Source organism: Hymenobacter sp. (genome assembly GCF_036388155.1).
Taxonomy (GTDB): Bacteria; Bacteroidota; Bacteroidia; order Cytophagales; family Hymenobacteraceae; genus Hymenobacter.
In genome coordinates, this window is the sequence record NZ_DASVSI010000067.1 from 1 (window position 1) to 16,456 (window position 16,456).

Sequence of the window (16,456 nt, forward strand, 5' to 3'; positions counted from 1 at the left end):
ACGAACCAGCCCGCCAGCAATGGTGGCTTTAGCCCGGGTGTTCACCTCTTCCCATTCCGAACAGAGCCGTTAAGCCCCGGTGCGCCTATGGTACTGCCTTCACCGGTGGGAGAGTCGGTCGCCGCCAACCTTAGTTGCCCAACGCCCCGCCGCTTTCCCCAGCGACGGGGCGTTTTTGCGTATATCCCCCGGGCCATTGGCTCGGCCGCACAGGCCGCGTTTCTGCTTAGGTTTAGAATTTAAAATTTGAATTCTTTGTCTAAGTTCAATATAAAATAAACCCGATTATGCAGTTGATGTATCCGTGGTTTCTACTTGGGCTGCTTGGCATAAGTATACCGGTAATAATTCATTTACTGGAGTTGCGAAAGCCGCAACGGATACTGTTTACAAATACTGCATTTATAAAGGAGGTTGAATTAGTGACGATGCGCCGGAATAGGTTGCAAAGTCTATTGATACTTTTAGCGCGCATGTTGGCTATTGTTGCGCTTGTGCTTGTTTTTTGTCAGCCCTTTATTTCAGCGGATGAGAAAGGTTCGGTCGGACAGATTGATACTGCTGTATTGGTTGATAACACGTTCAGCATGCAAGCAGTTGGAAATACGCAAGCTCCACTGTTGGAAAGTGCAGTTGATGAGGCTAAAGCTGTGGGGGGCGATTTGGGAAGTGGGAACAGAATTGCATTTGTAAATTCTAATGGTGCTTATTTCGCGCCAGAAGCGTATCGGGCTAAGTTGGATGAATTAAAACTGTCGGCCCAGGCTTCAGTTAGTCAACTACTTGGCAGTGCTACCGAGCGAGCCCAAAGTAATTCTTCTCTCTATGTAATTTCTGATTTTCAGAAGAGTGGTTTAGGTGATGGTCAACTTAAGGATTTAGGAAAAGGACAGCGAGTGGTGCTTGCACCAATTTCTCCTAAGCAACAAGGCAATATTTATGTTGATAGCCTATGGCTAGATGATGCTTTTGTGCGAATAAAGACCAATGTTGGACTTTATGTACGATTGCGCAATGGTGGTAATCTAGCAGTTAGTTCTTGCCCGGTGAAGGTGTTTCTTGGCAACCGTCAGGTTGGGGCATTTCAAGTCAGCATCGAACCCGGGAAGACCGTTACTTCCGAAGTGCAGGTGCAGTTGATGGATGATAAATTAATGACGGGACGGGTGGTTACTGAGGACAGGCCAGTCACATTTGACAATGCCTATTATTTTACCTTGCGGCCAGCTGCGGCTATTCGAATTCTGGAAATTGGTGTTGAGCCGGTTGCTCGGCAGTTGTATGGCAACGAACCGCTTTTTTCGTACTCGTTTTCTTCCGCGCAACAGGTTGATTACGGCGATATGCGCCGGGCCAATATGGTGCTGCTGAACGAAGTAAGTGGTGTTAGTGCGGGATTGCGCGAGGGGCTGCTAGGAGTGGTGAAAAGAGGCGGTACTGTGGTGGTAGTGTCTTCGCCACTAACCAAAGACAGAGTTGCTTATGAAAACCTGTTTCGGGATTTAGGTATAGGGCGGGCGCAATGGAACGCTTCTGATGCCACTCCCGAACTGCGTGAAGTGGCGATGCCCAATTCTTCTGACCCTTTTTTTCGCGAGGTATTTGGGGCTCAAAACAGAACTGTGACCTTGCCGCGAGTAGCGCCTGTGCTACGATGGTCTCGCACGGGAAATGACGTTTTGCGGATGCGAGACGGCGATAGCTACCTAGCCAATTTTACCAGGGGTGCGGGCCAAATTTTCGTGTTTTCGGCTCCGTTTGCGAAGGAGTATTCCGATTTTGTAACGCATGCGTTTTTTGTGCCGGTAATGTACCGCATGGCCATGCTCAGTTACCGAGATGAGCAGTTGCCAGCTTACCGACTCACCCAGGATGCGGTGACGTTGAAGATACCTATGCTTGCTGACGCGAACCAAGCGGATGAAGCCAGCTTTCGACTTGTGCAGGATAGCCTGACCTTGATACCTGCTCAACGGGTAGTAGGCCAAGACGTGCGGCTGGAGGTACCGGTTGGAATGAACCAAGCCGGCTTTTATCAGGTGCAGCAGAAAGGCAAACTGGTGACTACGCTAGCTTTTAACCAAGACAAGCGGGAATCGGAATTGGCAGCTTATTCTGCTGAGGAATTGCGGCAAATTGTTGGGCCAAACAACCCCAATGTGCGGGTGTTGGATGGCGGCATTGCGGGCAGTCAGATAGCTCAACTGCGGGCTGAGCAAACGGGGCAGCCTTTGTGGCGGTACTTCCTGCTGTTGGCGCTGATATGTTTGTTGGCTGAGGCTTTGTTGGTTCGTTTCGGGGCAAAACAACGAGCAGCTACTAAGGCTACAGCGTTAACTTGATACTGAGGGTTTGGAACTGAAGGACAGCTTGAAAGTTGCCAGAGAGTGTAACTTGCCGCTTTATTAGCGCATTCGTCATGGCCGTTCCTTCTGTCGAACCAAGTTCATTGCCTTCAGCTCCGTTGCCAGGACTGGTTTGGAAATTGGCTTTGCGATTTGGAGGAGGAGTGGGGCTGGTGTGTGGGCTCTGGATGGTTGGCTTGCAACTAACGGGAAATAACGGGTTTGGGCCGAAGCAGGTATTAGCACAGTTGTTGGTGCCCCTTGCGGCGGTGGCGGCAGAATGGACCTTGCGGAGCAGATTGCGACCTGAAAAGCCCGGTTTGGGCCGTTCGTTGGGAGTCGGGGTGTTGACAGCGTTATTGGCTGGGACGGTTTCGGCGATGTGCCTACTGGGAGTGGCCTACGGGGCAGGCGAGCCAGCACTGGCCCGTAACCGGGCGGAGATACTGGAAATATTGCGGGTTCAGCAGCGCGAAAACCCGGCGATAAAGCTGAGCGCAGAGCAACAACAGCAGCAAGAGGCAGCAATCGCGCGCATCGGGGCCGGCGACATGGCGACACGCAATTTTCTGCAAGTGTTTTTGCTTGGATTAGTGCTCGCAGTCCCCGCAGGGATATTTCTGCGAGAATAATTCCGGTTATCTTTCGGCTCACTTTCCCAACACCAATCCGATGGAATCAAACGTTACTCCTGTTACGAGCACTTCTGTGGGCCTCCGTTATGGCCTGTTGGCTGGCTTGGTCAGCATCATTTTTTCGTTTGGCCTGTACGCGGCCAAAATGGAAAACAGTCCGCTCAAGTATGTCGGCTCCGTGCTCTTGGTTGTTGGCATTGTGCTGGCCATGCGCGAATTCAAAGCCAGTAACCATGGCTTCATGAGCTTCGGGCAGGGAGTGGGGATTGGCGCGCTGGTTTCGACGGTGGTGGGCGTGTTGAGCGCCATTTTTGCTTACGTCTACTTCAACATCATTGACCCGACCATTGTGGAACGCATGATGGAAAAAGCACGGACCGACATGGAGGCCCGGGGCGGCATGTCAGACGAGCAAATCGATGCCGGGATGGCCATGGCCGGTAAATTCATGAATGGCCCGATGATGATGCTGATTGTGGTGCTTTCGAGCGTGTTGCTGGGAGTAGTCCTTTCGCTGATTATCTCCGCGTTTATTAAGCATTCGAAACCTGAGTTTGAATAAATCATCCGTTGTGTTCCCGGTGGAGATATCCATCGTCATTCCGCTTTTAAACGAAGCCGAGTCTTTGCCGGAACTCACGCGCTGGATTGCGCGGGTGCTGTTGGCGCGTGGCTTGTCTTACGAGGTCGTCTTGATTGACGACGGTTCGACGGACGATTCTTGGAGCGTAATTGAGGCCTTGGCGGCGGAAGATGCGGCCTTGCGCGGCATACGCTTCAACCGGAATTATGGGAAGTCGGCGGCTTTGAACGTGGGCTTCGAAGCGGCCCGTGGCCGGGTGGTGTGCACCATGGACGCCGACTTGCAGGATTCGCCGGAAGAATTGCCCGAGCTGTACCGGATGATTACGGAGGACAAATTTGACTTGGTGAGCGGGTGGAAGCAAAAGCGGTACGACCCGTTGTCGAAAACCATCCCGACTAAGTTGTTCAACGGCGCTACCCGGTGGATATCGGGCATTCAGTTGCACGATTTTAATTGCGGGCTGAAGAGCTATGACCAACGGGTGGTGAAGAGCATTGAAGTGTATGGCGAGATGCACCGCTACATTCCCGTCATTGCCAAGTGGAACGGCTTCCGGCGCATTGGCGAGAAGGTGGTGCAGCACCAAGAACGCAAATACGGCGTGACCAAGTTTGGGCTTGAACGTTTCGTGTACGGTTTTTTGGATTTGGCCAGCATCACGTTTGTGAGCCGGTTTCGGCGGCGGCCCATGCACTTTTTCGGTACATTGGGCACGTTGTCTTTCTTTCTGGGAATGGTGCTGACGCTGTGGCTGACGGGCGAGAAAGTCTGGCTGGCGTTCCACAACTTAAAGGCGCGTAATGTAACCGACCAGCCCTTGTTCTTTTTGGCTTTGGTGGCGGTGATTGTGGGCGTGCAATTGTTTCTGGCGGGATTCCTGGCGGAAATGGTGCAGCTGAATGGCCCGAAGCGCAACGACTATTTGGTGCGGGAAACTCTTAACTAATCCGTCGGCTTTGGGCCCGGGCACGGAAGCAAATAGCTCCTATGAAAGTCGTCATCATTGGGCCCGCGTACCCCTTGCGAGGGGGATTGGCAACGTATAATGAGCGGCTAGCGCGGGCTTTTCAGGAGGCGGGGGACGAAGTGAAAATTGTAACTTTCTCGCTGCAATACCCAGATTTTCTGTTCCCGGGACAAACGCAGTTCAGCACGGAAGCTGGGCCCGCGGACTTAGCCATCGAGGTGAGCTTGAATTCGGTGAATCCAATTTCGTGGTGGTCGGTGGGGCGCAAGCTGCGCGCTGAACGGCCCGATTTGGTGGTTTTTCGGTTTTGGTTGCCCTTTATGGGGCCCGCACTGGGTACGGTGGCGCGACTGGTGCGCGGCAACGGGCACACCCGCGTGGTGGCCATCACCGACAACGTGATTCCGCACGAAAAGCGGCCAGGGGACAGGCCATTGACCCGCTATTTTCTGAGCGTGTGCCACGGCTTTGTGACCATGAGCCGCAGCGTGTTGAAAAACCTGCAGGAACTAGGCTTTGGCCAAAAGCCAGCGGTGTACCGTCCGCATCCACTCTATGACAATTTTGGGCCAATCAAGTCGAAGGAGGCGGCTTTGGCGGCGATGGGGCTGCCAGCAAACCAGGGCTATCTGTTGTTTTTTGGCTTCATCAGGGCCTACAAAGGGCTTGACATGATGCTGGAGGCTTTTGCCGATGCCAGGGTGGCTGCCTTGCCCGTAAAACTGATTATTGCAGGCGAGTTCTACGAAGATGCCGCGCCGTACGAAGACTTGATTCAGCGTCATCAATTAGAAAGCCGGATAGTGAGGGCCACTGATTTCATTCCGAACGAGCGCGTGGCGGACTATTTCTGTGCGGCCGACCTCGTAGTGCAGCCGTACAAGAACGCCACGCAAAGTGGCGTGTCGCAAATAGCCTATCATTTTGAGCGGCCCATGCTGGTGACGGACGTGGGCGGCCTGGCCGAGCTTATTCCAGATGGCGTGGTGGGCTATGTGGTGCCTCCCACCGCCGAGGCCATTGCCAGCGCCGTCCTGGATTTTTACGCGCAGCAGCGGGAGGCAGCCTTTACAAAGGGTGTGCGCGAGCAGAAAGCCCAGTTTTTGTGGCCTGTGATGGTGAGCGCGCTGAAAGATGTGGCGGGTATTTCCTCGGCCGAAGAAATACGATAGGGGCCTTCAACGCACTGGCCACGCTCTGCTGGCAGCCAGTACAGGCAACTAGCGCGGCACGGTGGCCAGTACGGCTTCGAAGACTTTTTCGGCGGGCAGGTCTTCCATGCAACTCGTGCCGAGCTTGCAGGTGCCGCGGTAAAAGCACACACACTCGCGGTTGGGCCCCACAAGTTGGCCCCGCCCGTACAGGTCAAATTCGTACGGGTTGAAGATGTTGTTCATCAACACCGTGGGTTTACGCAGGGCAATGCTGATGTGCATGCCCATGGTGACTTGCGTGACTACGCCGTCCATCTGGTGCACGAGGTTGATGAACTGTTGCAGCGGGAAAGTGCCCAGGTAGGCTGCCCCGGTGGCGGCGTGCAAAACGCGGTTGCGGGCGTCTTCGGCATCGCCACCCAGCAAGACCGGGGCGTAGCCTGCTGCCTGCAGTTGGGCGATGAGAGAAATCCACTTCTCGTCGCTCCACAAGCGGGTGGTCCACCGGTCGCCGCAGCCGGTGTTTAGCCCGACGCGGGGGCGGCCGGTGGGGAGGTGGCTCCAGTCGTAGCCTTTGTCGTCGTGGGTGTCGAAGACGTACTCTTCGCCGCGAAAATCGAAGCCGCAGAGCTCAAAAATCTCCTGCACGTAGGGCTTGGTGTTAGCCAGGCTCACTTGGTCGAAGGTACCGGTGAGGAATTTGTGCTCCGCTAATTCGTTGACGGGCCATGCCACGCCGTCGTAGGGGCGCAGCGAGTAGCCGTACTTTTCTTTGGCTTTGATGGTGTTCAGCAAGGCGCAGGCCTCTTTTTCCTTATCGAGATTGATGACGACATCGAACTCCCGGCCCTGAAGCTGCAAGGCGCTGGCAAAGTCAAACTTTAAAATCTCCTCAATTTCTGCTTGCGGCAAAATGGCGGGCGTGTGGGTAAGCCACGTGATGTAGCTGCCGGGCCGCTCCGCCCGCAGGCGCCGCAGCAGGGGCGTGGTGCGAATGACGTCGCCGATGGCCCCGAGCTTGATGATGAGCACCCGGCTGATGACGGGTGCGTACACCGGGCACCCGTCGCACACGTACCCGTGGGTTTTGTTGGGGCGGCAGGGCAAGTCGCCGCGGAAATGGCGGCAGTCGGGATGCAAAACGGTGCTGAGTGGAACGGACACGGAAATTCGGGCGCAAGAAATTGAGGGACAAAAGTAGCCCGGCCGACTTACAAGCCCACGTTGAACGCGCCGTTGGTAAGTGTCTTGGCCGCGCCCGTATTGGGGTTGATGCCCGTGAACGTGAAAGTGCCAGCTATTTCAGTGGTTGTAGGCGACGTTATCACAATAGTGCCTCCGCCCTTTACGTTGCCAATGCCCTTGGCGCCAGCGAAGTAAGCCGTGTTTCCGCCGGCGCTGGTGCTGTACACGGCCTACGCTTCCGACGTGGGGCTGAAGGTATATGTGCCCACGGCGTTAGGAATTTCCAGGAAAACAAAGCCAGACCCAGTGTTGCCTCCGCTGGCCGTGCCGGCCACCGTAATGGTGGTGCCCGTTTTCTCCGATTGCAGCGAGGTGGTGGTAACCGCGGCGCCGTCCACTGTCCAGCTCATGGCGCGGGTAGGCGCGGGGTCTTCTTTTTTGGACGAGGAAGAGCAGGCGCCTAAGCTGGCGAGGACCAACGTGGAGATAAGACGGAAGGCCAAGGAGCGAAAAAGCATCAGCAACTAAAAAGAGTTTGAAAAGAAATAAAGAAGACGGCACCGAGTTTTGTATGCTGGGGAGTCATTCCACCACCAGCTTGCTCGAAGCCGCGCCGCAACGCAGCACATAGATGCCCGGCACCACTCCCGTCAGGTCGAGCTTGATTGCGGTGGCGCGGGCTGGCAGCGTGAAGCGCCGCACTTCCCGGCCGACGCCGTCCGTTAGGACGGCGAACTGCTGGTTGTTGCTGGGTGCCAGGCCCCGTAGGTTCACCGCATCACGGGCGGGGTTGGGCAGCAGCGCCAGGGCTTCGGTGGACTTGGAAGGCAGGATGCCGCTCACGAGGCCGCTGAGCCGGGCCACGAATCCGGTGACGGTAGTGGCCCTTGGCACCAGCGAGTTGAAGCCGAACGCAGAGGCCGGGTTTTGCATGGAGCCGCTGACCGTGGCGGTGGTGCCACTCAGGAAGATGCCGCTGGCGTTGTCGGTGCCGGAGGTGCCCACTCGCAGGGCGTAGGTCCAGATGCCGGCAGTGTTCAAGCGGGCCACAAAAACATCAGCTCCCGTGGTAGTAGCGGGGCCATTGATGGCGATAGCGCCAAACTGGGCGTTGGCCCCGTTCAACTGGCCTGTTACCGTGGTGTTGCCGCTGGCATCCACGGCCACTGCGTTGGGGAAAACCGTAGTGGCCATTCCGCCACCCGCTACGGCTTGCGTCCAGGTGCCGGCCGGGCTGAGCCGAGCTACAAAACCCGTGTACGTGCCGGTTGGCGCAGCCAGTGCATTGGTCCCGAAGGTGGTAGTGGCCGTATGCAGTCCAGCGATGATGACGTTGCCGCTGGCATCCACGGCCAGGGCATTGGGTTGGTCAAGGCTGCCGGCGCCGCCCCCGCCCACGGCTTGGGTCCAGATTCCGGCGGGGCTAAGCTTGGCCACAAAGGCGTCGAAATTGGTGCCACTGGCTTCACTGTTGATGAGGGTAGTAGCACCGAAAGCGGCTGTGGGGCTTCCATAGATGCCCGTGGTGTAGGTGGTGCCAGCAGCGTCTTCGGTCATGGCCAAGATTTGGTCGAATCCGGGGCCGCCGGCGCGTACAGCTTGCGTCCAGGTGCCGGCTGGGCTCAGGCGGGCCACAAAGGCATCGCCCGACGCCCCAGCAGCATCGGCGTTGGTGAGAGTGAAGGCATCAAAGGCAACGGTTGGGCTGTTGAAAGAACCTGCGATGGTGGCATTACCGGCGGGGTCCAGCGCCAAACTAGTCACTTGGTCTGCCAAAGGACCGCCCACACGCAAGGCCTGGGTCCAAGCGCCGGCCGCGCTCAACCGCGCCACAAAAATATCGGTGGTACTGGTGCCGCCAGCCGCGGCATTAGTAAGCGCGGTGGTGCCAAAGGTGATGGTGGTGCTCGCGAAACGGCCCGTCACCACTACTTCCCCCGTCGGGCTCACGGCCACGCCGTAAGGCTCTTCGGCACCGGAGCCGCCGGCGCGCACGGCTTGGGTCCAGTCACCCGCGGCGTTCAAGCGGCCTACAAAAACGTCGGTGAGGCCCACGCTGGTCAGGGCGTTGCTGCCAAACGTAACCGTGCCGGAGAAGGAGCCCGCCACGATGCTGTTGCCGGCGCCATCGGCAACCAGCGCCCGAATGGTAGAAGCGCCGGTGCTGTTGGCCTCATGCGTCGAGAGCCACTGCCAGGTTTGCGCTTGCCCGGAATAAGGGGCCGCCAGCGCGACGAAGGTACTGCCCAACCAGAGCGTAAAGAAGTGTTTCATGCAGAGGGGCTGAAAATAAGCGGAATGATAATAAGTTGGAATTACTTCAGGGGAAATCGTAGCCCGTTGGGAAACCGGATTTAGACTCCCACGTAGCTGTGCGGCGTAATCCCTCGCAGCTCGGCCTTCACGCCCTCGCTCACGTCCAGCCCATCGATAAAGGCGCCGATGCTGGCCGCCGAAATGGCCTCGCCGGTGCGGGTCAGGGCTTTGAGGGCGTTATAAGGGTCGGGGTAGACTTCGCGGCGGAGGATGGTTTGGATGCCTTCGGCCACCACGGCCCAGTTGGCTTCTAAGTCGCGATGCAGGGCGTTTTCGTCGAGCGCCAGCTTGCCCAGGCCGCGCTGCAGGGCTCCGAGGGCGATGAGGATGTGGCCCAGCGGCACGCCCAGGTTGCGCAGCACGGTGGAGTCGGTGAGGTCGCGCTGCAGGCGGGAGATGGGCAGCTTGGCGGCGAAGTGTTCGAGCAGGGCGTTGGCCACGCCCAGGTTGCCCTCGGCATTCTCGAAATCGATGGGATTTACCTTGTGGGGCATGGCCGAAGAACCCACTTCGCCAGCCTTGATGGTTTGCCGGAAGTAGCCCAGGGAAATGTACTGCCACACGTCGCGCGCCAGGTCAAGCAGAATGGTATTCAGGCGTTTGAGGCCGTCGCAATGAGCGGCCAGGTGGTCGTAGTGCTCAATCTGGGTGGTGGGGAAGGAGCGGGCCAGGCCAAGCCGCTCGTTCACGAAGGTGGCGGCAAAGCCGTGCCAGTCTACCTGCGGGTAGGCCACGTAATGGGCATTGAAGTTGCCGGTGGCGCCCCCAAACTTGGCTCCAAACGGCACCTGCGCCAACAAAGCCACCTGCGCGTCGAGCCGCGCCACAAACACGTCGATTTCTTTGCCGAGGCGGGTGGGCGAGGCGGGCTGGCCGTGGGTGCGGGCCAGCATGGGCACCGCCTGCCACTCCTGGCCCCGGGCCGCCAGCGCGTTGCGCACCTGGGCGTAGGCCGGCAGCAACACGCCCATCAGGGCGTCGCGCAGGCTGAGCGGAATGGCCGTGTTGTTAATGTCCTGAGAGGTCAGGCCGAAGTGAATGAACTCCACGTAGCCACCCAGGCCCAGCTCGGCAAATTGGTCGCGCAGCCAGTATTCCACGGCTTTCACGTCGTGGTTGGTGACGGCTTCGTGGGCCTTCACGGCCTCGGCATCGGCTTCGGAGAAACCTTCGTAAAGCCGCCGCAGGCCGGCAAAGGACTCGGCCGGTACTTGCTGCAGCTGCGGCAGCGGCAATTCAGCCAAGGCGATGAAGTACTCGATTTCGACCAGCACGCGGTAGCGTATCAGGGCCATTTCGGAGAAGCGGGCGGCGAGGGGGGCGGTGGCGCGGGCGTAGCGCCCGTCGAGGGGCGAGAGGGCGGCAAGGGGGCTGGGCATGGCGCAAAAGTACGGGTACCGGCCGGGAAGCAGAACGATACTTTCGGCAGCTCGGGAATGGCTTTGGCGCGAGTTAAGCTCGGAGGGAAAAAAGGGAAGTAGTTGAACGATGGGCTTAAAACTTGCATTTGCATCAGTTGGGCGTGCTATCACGCCTTTGGACAGTCGCGCTTTATCCATTTACTCCCGCCCGCTTGTATTCGTGGGCCGCCGTTACCGTTCAGTATTTGGCTTGCGTATGAGGGCTAGCTTCCGTTTTTCTTACCTTTGGCGCTGGCGAAGCCGCCCACTTTATTGAGTTCCGTGCACATATCCCCTTCCACCAAACGACTTCTTATCGGCATTTTGAGCGGCTTGGTCGCACTTGTACTGCTGGCTTTCGCCGTGTTTCAGTGGAAGCGCCAGCAGTTGCTAACCTACGCGCTGGGGGAAGTGAAAGCCAAAGTGGAGCGTAAGTACCCGGTGATTATGACGTTGGGACCAGCCCGTTTTGCCGGCTTCAAAACCGTTGAAATTGCCGGCCTGAGCATTGTGCCCGCCGCTGCCCCCACCGATACGCTGCTCACCGCGCGCCGCCTGCAAGCCGGGCTGAGCGTGCGCTCCTTGTTTGCGGGCCGCCCGGTTTTTAGCGACATAGAAGTCATCACGGCCCGCCTGACGGCCCGCAAAACGCGCAAAACCGACAACTTCGGCTTCCTGATAAAAAAGCAAAAAGCCAGCGCCGTGCCCCGCGACACCACCAAAGGCACCAACTACGGCGTGGCGCTGAACCAGGTGCTCGAAACGGCTTTCGACAACGTGCCCGGCGAGGCCAGCTTCAAAGATTTTGTGGTGAGCTACGACAGCCCGCGCCACACGGCGCTGCTGCGCATGCCCCAACTGGTCATCGAGGACGGGGATATTTCGGGCCGCCTGTCGGCCAACATCGACTCGGTGGTGAACGAGCTGGGCATCAGCGGCCACATCGAACCGGGCGACTACGCCCTCACCGCCCGGGTATTTGGCGTGGGCGGCTCGGTGCAGCTGCCCTACGTGCCGCGGCGTTTCGGGGCGCTGGTCAGCTTCGATACGGTGCTGGTGCGGCTGGACAGCAAAGACTTTGACAACGACGACACCGGCGGGCAGCTCACCGTGCGCGGCTCGGTGGCGGCGCGCAATTTCAGCCTGTACCACCCCAAGCTGGCGGCCAACGAAATCGAGGTGAAGCGCGGCTCCATGGATTTTGTGGCCACGCTGGGCCGGGGCCGGGTGGCCTTGGAAAAAGGCAGCCAGATTACGGTCAACAAAATCGTGCTCTACCCCGAAATCAGCGTGCGGATGAAGCCCAGCCAGGCCGTGACCATCAACGTGACTTCGGCCGAGACCCAAGCCAACGACTTCTTTGAGTCGCTGCCCACCGGCATTTTCGACGAAGTGCAAGGCACCCAGGGCACCGGCACGCTCACCTACCGCATGAGCGGCAGCCTCGACATGGCCCGCGTCGACAGCCTGAAGTTTGATTCCAGCCTGAAAGGCAAAAATTTCAAGCTCACCAATTTCGGCCAGGAAAACCTCGATAAGCTGAATACGGCGTTTCGGCACACCGTGTACAACGACCGCGGCGACTCGGTGCGCACCTTCACGGTGGGCCCGCCCAACCCCGATTTTGTGCCCTACAACGACGTGTCGCCCTATCTTATTCACGCCATCACTACGGCCGAAGACCCGCGTTTCTTCACGCACAAAGGCTTCATGGAGAAGGCGTTTGTGAAGTCGGCCATTCAGAACATCAAGGAAAAGCGCTTTGCCCGCGGCGGCAGCACGCTGTCCATGCAGCTGGTGAAAAACGTGTTTCTGACCCGTCAAAAAACGGTGGCCCGCAAGGTGCAGGAAGCCCTCATGGTGTGGCTCATCGAAAACACGCGGCTGGCCAGCAAGCAGCGCATGTTCGAAGTGTACCTCAACATCATCGAGTGGGGGCCCAGCAAGTACCGCTGGCCCAGCGGCAAGCGCGGCGTGTACGGCGTGAAAGACGCTGCCCTGTTTTACTACGGCAAGCGCCCCAGCGAGTTGAACCTGTCGGAAAGCCTGTACCTGGCCAGCATCATCCCCAAGCCCAAGTACTCGCGCTACTCCTTTGACGCCTACGGCGGCCTGCGGCGCAGCACGCGCTACTTTTTCCGCCTCATTGCCGACATCATGGCCACCCGCGGCCTCATCTCGAACGCCGACCGCGAAAACCTGCCGTACACGCTCGCGCTCAACGGGCCCGCCCGGCAGTACATGTCCTTTGCCGCGCGCCCCGACACCACGCGCACCATCATGGCTTCCGATTCGAGTCAGTTCGAGCCCCTCAACCTCATCGACCTGCTCAACACCGGTGCTGCCGCTCCCGACGCCGGTATTAATTCTGGCGCAGCCGATGTGCCGCCGGGCAAAGAGCCCAGGTAGAATTTAGGGTAATGTGATGGATGTGAGAAATGTGGAAATAAGTGGCTGATTTTGAGCAAATCATTTTCACATTTTTCACATTCATCACATTCATCACATTTTACATTCTCTGCTCGGCTTCTTTCTTGGGCCAAATCACCGAGGCCGCTACGCTGAGAACCAGCAGGCCGCCCACTACGCCCAAAGCAACGGGCATGGGGATGGGGTAGATGCTTTCGAACAGAATCTTGGTACCGATGAACACCAGAATCAGCGAGAGGCCGTAGTGCAGGTAGTGGAACAGGCGCATCATGCTGGCTAGGGCGAAATACATGGCTCGCAAGCCCAGCAGGGCAAACACGTTGGACGTGAACACGATGAACGTGTCGCGGGTGATGGCCAAAATGGCCGGGATAGAGTCGGCCGCGAACACCACGTCGGTGGTTTCCACCATCACCAGCACCACGAACAATGGCGTGCCGAAGCGCAGGCCGTCTTTCTTGATGAAAAATTTGCCGCCTTCCATTTGGCGGGTAATGGGCAGGTGGCGACTCAGAAACCGCACCACGGGGTTGTTTTCGGGGTCGATTTCGGGTTCGCCCACGCTCAGGCCCATGCGGATGCCGGTGTACACCAGGAAAGCCCCCAGCAGGTAAATGAGAAAATGGAACTTGGCCAGCAGCACCCCGCCCACCAAGATGAACACCGCGCGTAAAATCAGCGCGCCAAGCACGCCCCAGAACAGGATGCGGTGCTGGTACTGCGACGGTACCTTGAAGTAATTGAAAATGAGCAGGAAGACAAACAGATTGTCTACGCTCAGGGCTTTTTCTACCAGGTAGCCCGTGAGCCATTGCAGGCCGGCCTCGCGCCCCATGGTGCGGTACACCAAGAAATTGAAGCACAACGACAGGGCCACCCAGAAGACGCTCCAACCCAGGGCTTCGCGCAGTTTTATTTCGTGGGCCTTGCGGTTGAAGACCAATAAATCGACCAACAACAGCCCGATGACGAAGGCGTTAAAGCCCAGCCAAAAGAGGGGAGTATTTTCCATGTATGGCGACAATATACGGAATGGGGGAGGGTAGGAGGGTGTGAGGGTAGGAGGGTAGACCGTTGTCCTCCCGGTCCATCCTCTCCTGCTCCTGCAGCCGCTTGCTACGCGGCCTCGTAATTACCCATCCTCCCTCATACTCTCCTACCCTCCCACCCTCTTCAACGGGCGAAACCAGCTGCTTATTTTCATTTGCAATACGCCGAAAAAGGCTTCTTCTACGATGCCCTTTGACATTTTGGAAGTGCCGCGGGTGCGGTCGGTGAAGATGATGGGCACTTCCTTGATGCGGAAACCGAGCTGATAGGCCAGCCATTTCATCTCAATCTGAAAAGCGTACCCCACGAAATGGATGTTGGCCAGGTCGATGGCGCGCAGCACCCGCGCGGTGTAGCATTTGAACCCCGCCGTGGCGTCCCGAATGGGCATGCCCGTGACCAAGCGCACGTACATTGAAGCGAAGTACGACATGAGCACCCGCGACATGGGCCAGTTTACCACGTTGACGCCCTGAATGTAGCGCGAGCCAATGGCCACGTCGTAGCCGTCGCGGGCGCAGGCGTCGTAGAGGCGCACCAAGTCCTCGGGGTTGTGCGAAAAGTCGGCGTCCATCTCGAACACGTACTCGTAGCCGTGAGCCAGGGCCCACGCGAAGCCGTGCAGGTAAGCCGTGCCCAAGCCTTGCTTGCCGCTGCGCTCTTCCAAAAACAGGCGCCCCGGAAATTCCGCCTGCAAGCCCCGCACAATTCCGGCCGTACCGTCGGGCGAGCCGTCGTCGATAATCAGCACGTCGAACGCCAGCGGCAACGACATCACCTTGCGGATAATCAACTCTGCATTTTCGCGCTCGTTGTAGGTAGGAATTAGGACGAGGCCTTCGCTCATGGGCTCAAAGATTGGGCTCAAAGATAGGGTTTCGCGGCGCGAGGCTGCACCGGCATACGCCGCTAGGAGCGCCAAATTTGTCTCAGAAGAAGAATATTTATGGCGCGCCCTGGTCCGTGCTGGCAGGCTAGGCTACTGTCGAGCTGCTAAGGTGGCCGCGGTTTGCCGGGCGTAGCGCACGCAATCGGGTACGCTCACCCCGGCCCGCCAGTTGGCCACGGCCACGATGTTTTCGGCTTCCAAGGCCGCGGCCGCCGCGTGCGCCCCCACAATGCGAGCATCGAATTGGGGAATGCTGCGCGGCCAGAAGTACCGGCCCTGCCAGCGGGGCGCGGCCGTGATGCCGTAAAACCGACTCAGCTCGGCGTGCACGGCGGCTTGCTGCGCGTCCTCGGGCGCCTGAGCGGCGTCTTCGTACTGGGCCCCGCCCACAAACGTGGTGAACAGCACCTGGCCCGCCGGCACCCGCTGCGGGTAGATGGAGCTGGTCCAGATGGAGCCGGCCGCGTAGGTGCCCTCCACCTTCGGGTGCAGCGCCCCGAACCCGTTGAGTGGGTGGGCCACCGAGGCGCGGTCGTAGGCCGAAAAAACCACGCTCATGGGCGGGTAATGCACGGCTGCCAGCGCTTTGGCCTGCTGCGGAAACAACGGCTGCAGCAAGGGCGCCACCGCGTGGGTGGGCAAGGCCAACGCCAAATGAGTGTAGCCGGGGGCGGCTTCTAGCCCTTGCGGGCCGGCAAGCTCTAGTTGATAGGTGCCGTCGGCGGCGCGGGATAGGGCCGTGACCGCCGTGGCCGGCTGGTAGCTGCTCAGGCGAGCCGCCAGGGTGTCGGTAATGGTTTGGACGCCGTGTTCGAGCGTCACGATGCGCCGGCGGCCGGCACCCTTGCCGCCCTTCATCAGCCCGCGCAGCACCGAGCCGTGCTGCTGCTCCAGGGCAGCAATTTGCGGGAAGGTTTTGTGGATGAGCAGCTGTTCCGGGTCGCCGGCGTAAATGCCCGCCATGAAGGGGTTGACGGCGTAATCCAGGATTTCGGAGCCGAACCGCCGACGGAAGAAGTGAGCCACCGTCTCGGCGAGGTCTGCCGGGGCGGCGGGTTTCCGGAATTCCTGTAGGAGCTGCCACTTGGCTTTCAGGCTGAAGAAGCCGTTGGTGAGCAGGGCAGGAGGGGAGCCGGGCAATGCTTGGTAGCGGCCGTGGCGCAGCACGTAGCGGTGCTGGCTGACGGCGGCCGCGTCACCGATTTGGTCGGTTAGCCCAAGCTCGGTCAGCAACTCTTCCAATTCTGCGCTGAGCTGCAGAGAATTGGGGCCGGTCTCAACCAGGTAGCCTTCGGGCGCCCGCCAGCTGTGCAGGTTGCCGCCGGGGCGCTTGTCGGCCTCAAACAGGTCGTACGCCACGCCGCTTTTTTGCAGGTACCACGCCAAAGTAAGGCCGCTGATACCGCCGCCGAGAATAGCAATTTTCATGTCGAAAGGGTAACACGCCGTAGCGCGAACTTTGTAGTTCGCGTCTCCGAACGACTCCATCGGCGCGGGGC

The 16,456-nt window shown here is 58.7% G+C and carries 14 protein-coding genes and 1 rRNA gene; 7 read left to right on the forward strand and 8 right to left on the reverse strand.

Annotation, left to right across the window (positions count from 1 at the left end; translation table 11 throughout):
- Positions 1 to 18 precede the first annotated feature (18 nt).
- The 6 genes from rrf (at position 19) to VF629_RS09860 (ending at position 5,705) form a co-directional block, all read left to right on the forward strand.
- Positions 19 to 130, forward strand: a 5S ribosomal RNA gene (gene rrf, locus VF629_RS09835).
- Positions 131 to 296: 166 nt separating this feature from the next.
- Positions 297 to 2,342 (forward strand): BatA domain-containing protein, encoded by a 2,046-nt coding sequence (locus VF629_RS09840; protein ID WP_331058328.1) that lies wholly within the window; start codon positions 297 to 299, stop codon positions 2,340 to 2,342.
- Positions 2,343 to 2,419: 77 nt separating this feature from the next.
- Positions 2,420 to 2,977 carry a DUF4199 family protein gene (locus tag VF629_RS09845; protein WP_331058304.1) on the forward strand — a complete coding sequence of 186 codons (558 nt, stop codon included), beginning with the start codon at positions 2,420 to 2,422 and terminating at the stop codon, positions 2,975 to 2,977.
- Positions 2,978 to 3,017: 40 nt separating this feature from the next.
- Complete coding sequence (locus tag VF629_RS09850; RefSeq protein ID WP_331058305.1) at positions 3,018 to 3,542, forward strand: DUF4199 domain-containing protein; 525 nt, start codon at positions 3,018 to 3,020, stop codon at positions 3,540 to 3,542.
- Entirely contained in the window at positions 3,535 to 4,512 is a 978-nt protein-coding gene (locus tag VF629_RS09855) for a glycosyltransferase family 2 protein (RefSeq protein ID WP_331058306.1), read from the forward strand. The genes VF629_RS09850 and VF629_RS09855 overlap by 8 nt, the downstream gene beginning before the upstream one ends.
- 41 nt (positions 4,513 to 4,553) lie before the next feature.
- A complete protein-coding gene (locus tag VF629_RS09860) occupies positions 4,554 to 5,705 on the forward strand; it encodes a glycosyltransferase (RefSeq protein ID WP_331058307.1) in 1,152 nt (383 codons plus the stop codon).
- A 48-nt stretch (positions 5,706 to 5,753) separates the two neighbouring features.
- Here the strand turns inward: VF629_RS09860 and VF629_RS09865 are convergent, their stop codons facing one another.
- The 5 genes from VF629_RS09865 to purB form a co-directional block, all read right to left on the reverse strand.
- The gene (locus tag VF629_RS09865; protein WP_331058308.1) at positions 5,754 to 6,851 is read right to left on the reverse strand and encodes a glycosyltransferase family 9 protein; all 1,098 of its coding nucleotides are present in this window, start codon (positions 6,849 to 6,851) and stop codon (positions 5,754 to 5,756) included.
- A gap of 47 nt (positions 6,852 to 6,898) precedes the next feature.
- Entirely contained in the window at positions 6,899 to 7,099 is a 201-nt protein-coding gene (locus tag VF629_RS09870; protein ID WP_331058309.1) for a hypothetical protein, read from the reverse strand.
- Between the two features lie 3 nt (positions 7,100 to 7,102).
- The gene (locus tag VF629_RS09875) at positions 7,103 to 7,390 is read right to left on the reverse strand and encodes a hypothetical protein (RefSeq protein WP_331058310.1); all 288 of its coding nucleotides are present in this window, start codon (positions 7,388 to 7,390) and stop codon (positions 7,103 to 7,105) included.
- A 64-nt stretch (positions 7,391 to 7,454) separates the two neighbouring features.
- Positions 7,455 to 9,146: a hypothetical protein gene (locus VF629_RS09880; protein WP_331058311.1), complete on the reverse strand. Its 1,692-nt coding sequence runs from the start codon at positions 9,144 to 9,146 to the stop codon at positions 7,455 to 7,457.
- Between the two features lie 80 nt (positions 9,147 to 9,226).
- On the reverse strand, positions 9,227 to 10,567 hold the full coding sequence (purB, locus tag VF629_RS09885; protein WP_331058312.1) for an adenylosuccinate lyase: 1,341 nt from the start codon (positions 10,565 to 10,567) through the stop codon (positions 9,227 to 9,229).
- 303 nt (positions 10,568 to 10,870) lie between these two features.
- On the opposite strand from purB, the gene VF629_RS09890 reads away from it, so the two are divergent.
- The gene (locus VF629_RS09890; protein WP_331058313.1) at positions 10,871 to 12,997 is read left to right on the forward strand and encodes a transglycosylase domain-containing protein; all 2,127 of its coding nucleotides are present in this window, start codon (positions 10,871 to 10,873) and stop codon (positions 12,995 to 12,997) included.
- 100 nt (positions 12,998 to 13,097) lie between these two features.
- Here VF629_RS09890 and VF629_RS09895 read toward each other — a convergent pair whose 3' ends face one another.
- From VF629_RS09895 to hemG, 3 genes are all read right to left on the reverse strand, one after another.
- Complete coding sequence (locus tag VF629_RS09895; protein WP_331058314.1) at positions 13,098 to 14,030, reverse strand: TerC family protein; 933 nt, start codon at positions 14,028 to 14,030, stop codon at positions 13,098 to 13,100.
- Between the two features lie 144 nt (positions 14,031 to 14,174).
- Entirely contained in the window at positions 14,175 to 14,915 is a 741-nt protein-coding gene (locus VF629_RS09900; protein WP_331058329.1) for a polyprenol monophosphomannose synthase, read from the reverse strand.
- Between the two features lie 132 nt (positions 14,916 to 15,047).
- On the reverse strand, positions 15,048 to 16,385 hold the full coding sequence (hemG, locus tag VF629_RS09905) for a protoporphyrinogen oxidase (protein WP_331058315.1): 1,338 nt from the start codon (positions 16,383 to 16,385) through the stop codon (positions 15,048 to 15,050).
- Positions 16,386 to 16,456: the final 71 nt, after the last annotated feature.

Coding starts and splice junctions, on each gene's coding strand:
- VF629_RS09900 (WP_331058329.1), bottom strand. CDS start 14,915: ATGAGCGAAGGCCTCGTCCTAATTCCTACCTACAACGAGCGCGAAAAT.
- VF629_RS09840 (WP_331058328.1), top strand. CDS start 297: ATGTATCCGTGGTTTCTACTTGGGCTGCTTGGCATAAGTATACCGGTA.
- hemG (WP_331058315.1), bottom strand. CDS start 16,385: ATGAAAATTGCTATTCTCGGCGGCGGTATCAGCGGCCTTACTTTGGCG.
- VF629_RS09845 (WP_331058304.1), top strand. CDS start 2,420: ATGGCCGTTCCTTCTGTCGAACCAAGTTCATTGCCTTCAGCTCCGTTG.
- VF629_RS09895 (WP_331058314.1), bottom strand. CDS start 14,030: ATGGAAAATACTCCCCTCTTTTGGCTGGGCTTTAACGCCTTCGTCATC.
- purB (WP_331058312.1), bottom strand. CDS start 10,567: ATGCCCAGCCCCCTTGCCGCCCTCTCGCCCCTCGACGGGCGCTACGCC.
- VF629_RS09850 (WP_331058305.1), top strand. CDS start 3,018: ATGGAATCAAACGTTACTCCTGTTACGAGCACTTCTGTGGGCCTCCGT.
- VF629_RS09880 (WP_331058311.1), bottom strand. CDS start 9,146: ATGAAACACTTCTTTACGCTCTGGTTGGGCAGTACCTTCGTCGCGCTG.
- VF629_RS09875 (WP_331058310.1), bottom strand. CDS start 7,390: ATGCTTTTTCGCTCCTTGGCCTTCCGTCTTATCTCCACGTTGGTCCTC.
- VF629_RS09860 (WP_331058307.1), top strand. CDS start 4,554: ATGAAAGTCGTCATCATTGGGCCCGCGTACCCCTTGCGAGGGGGATTG.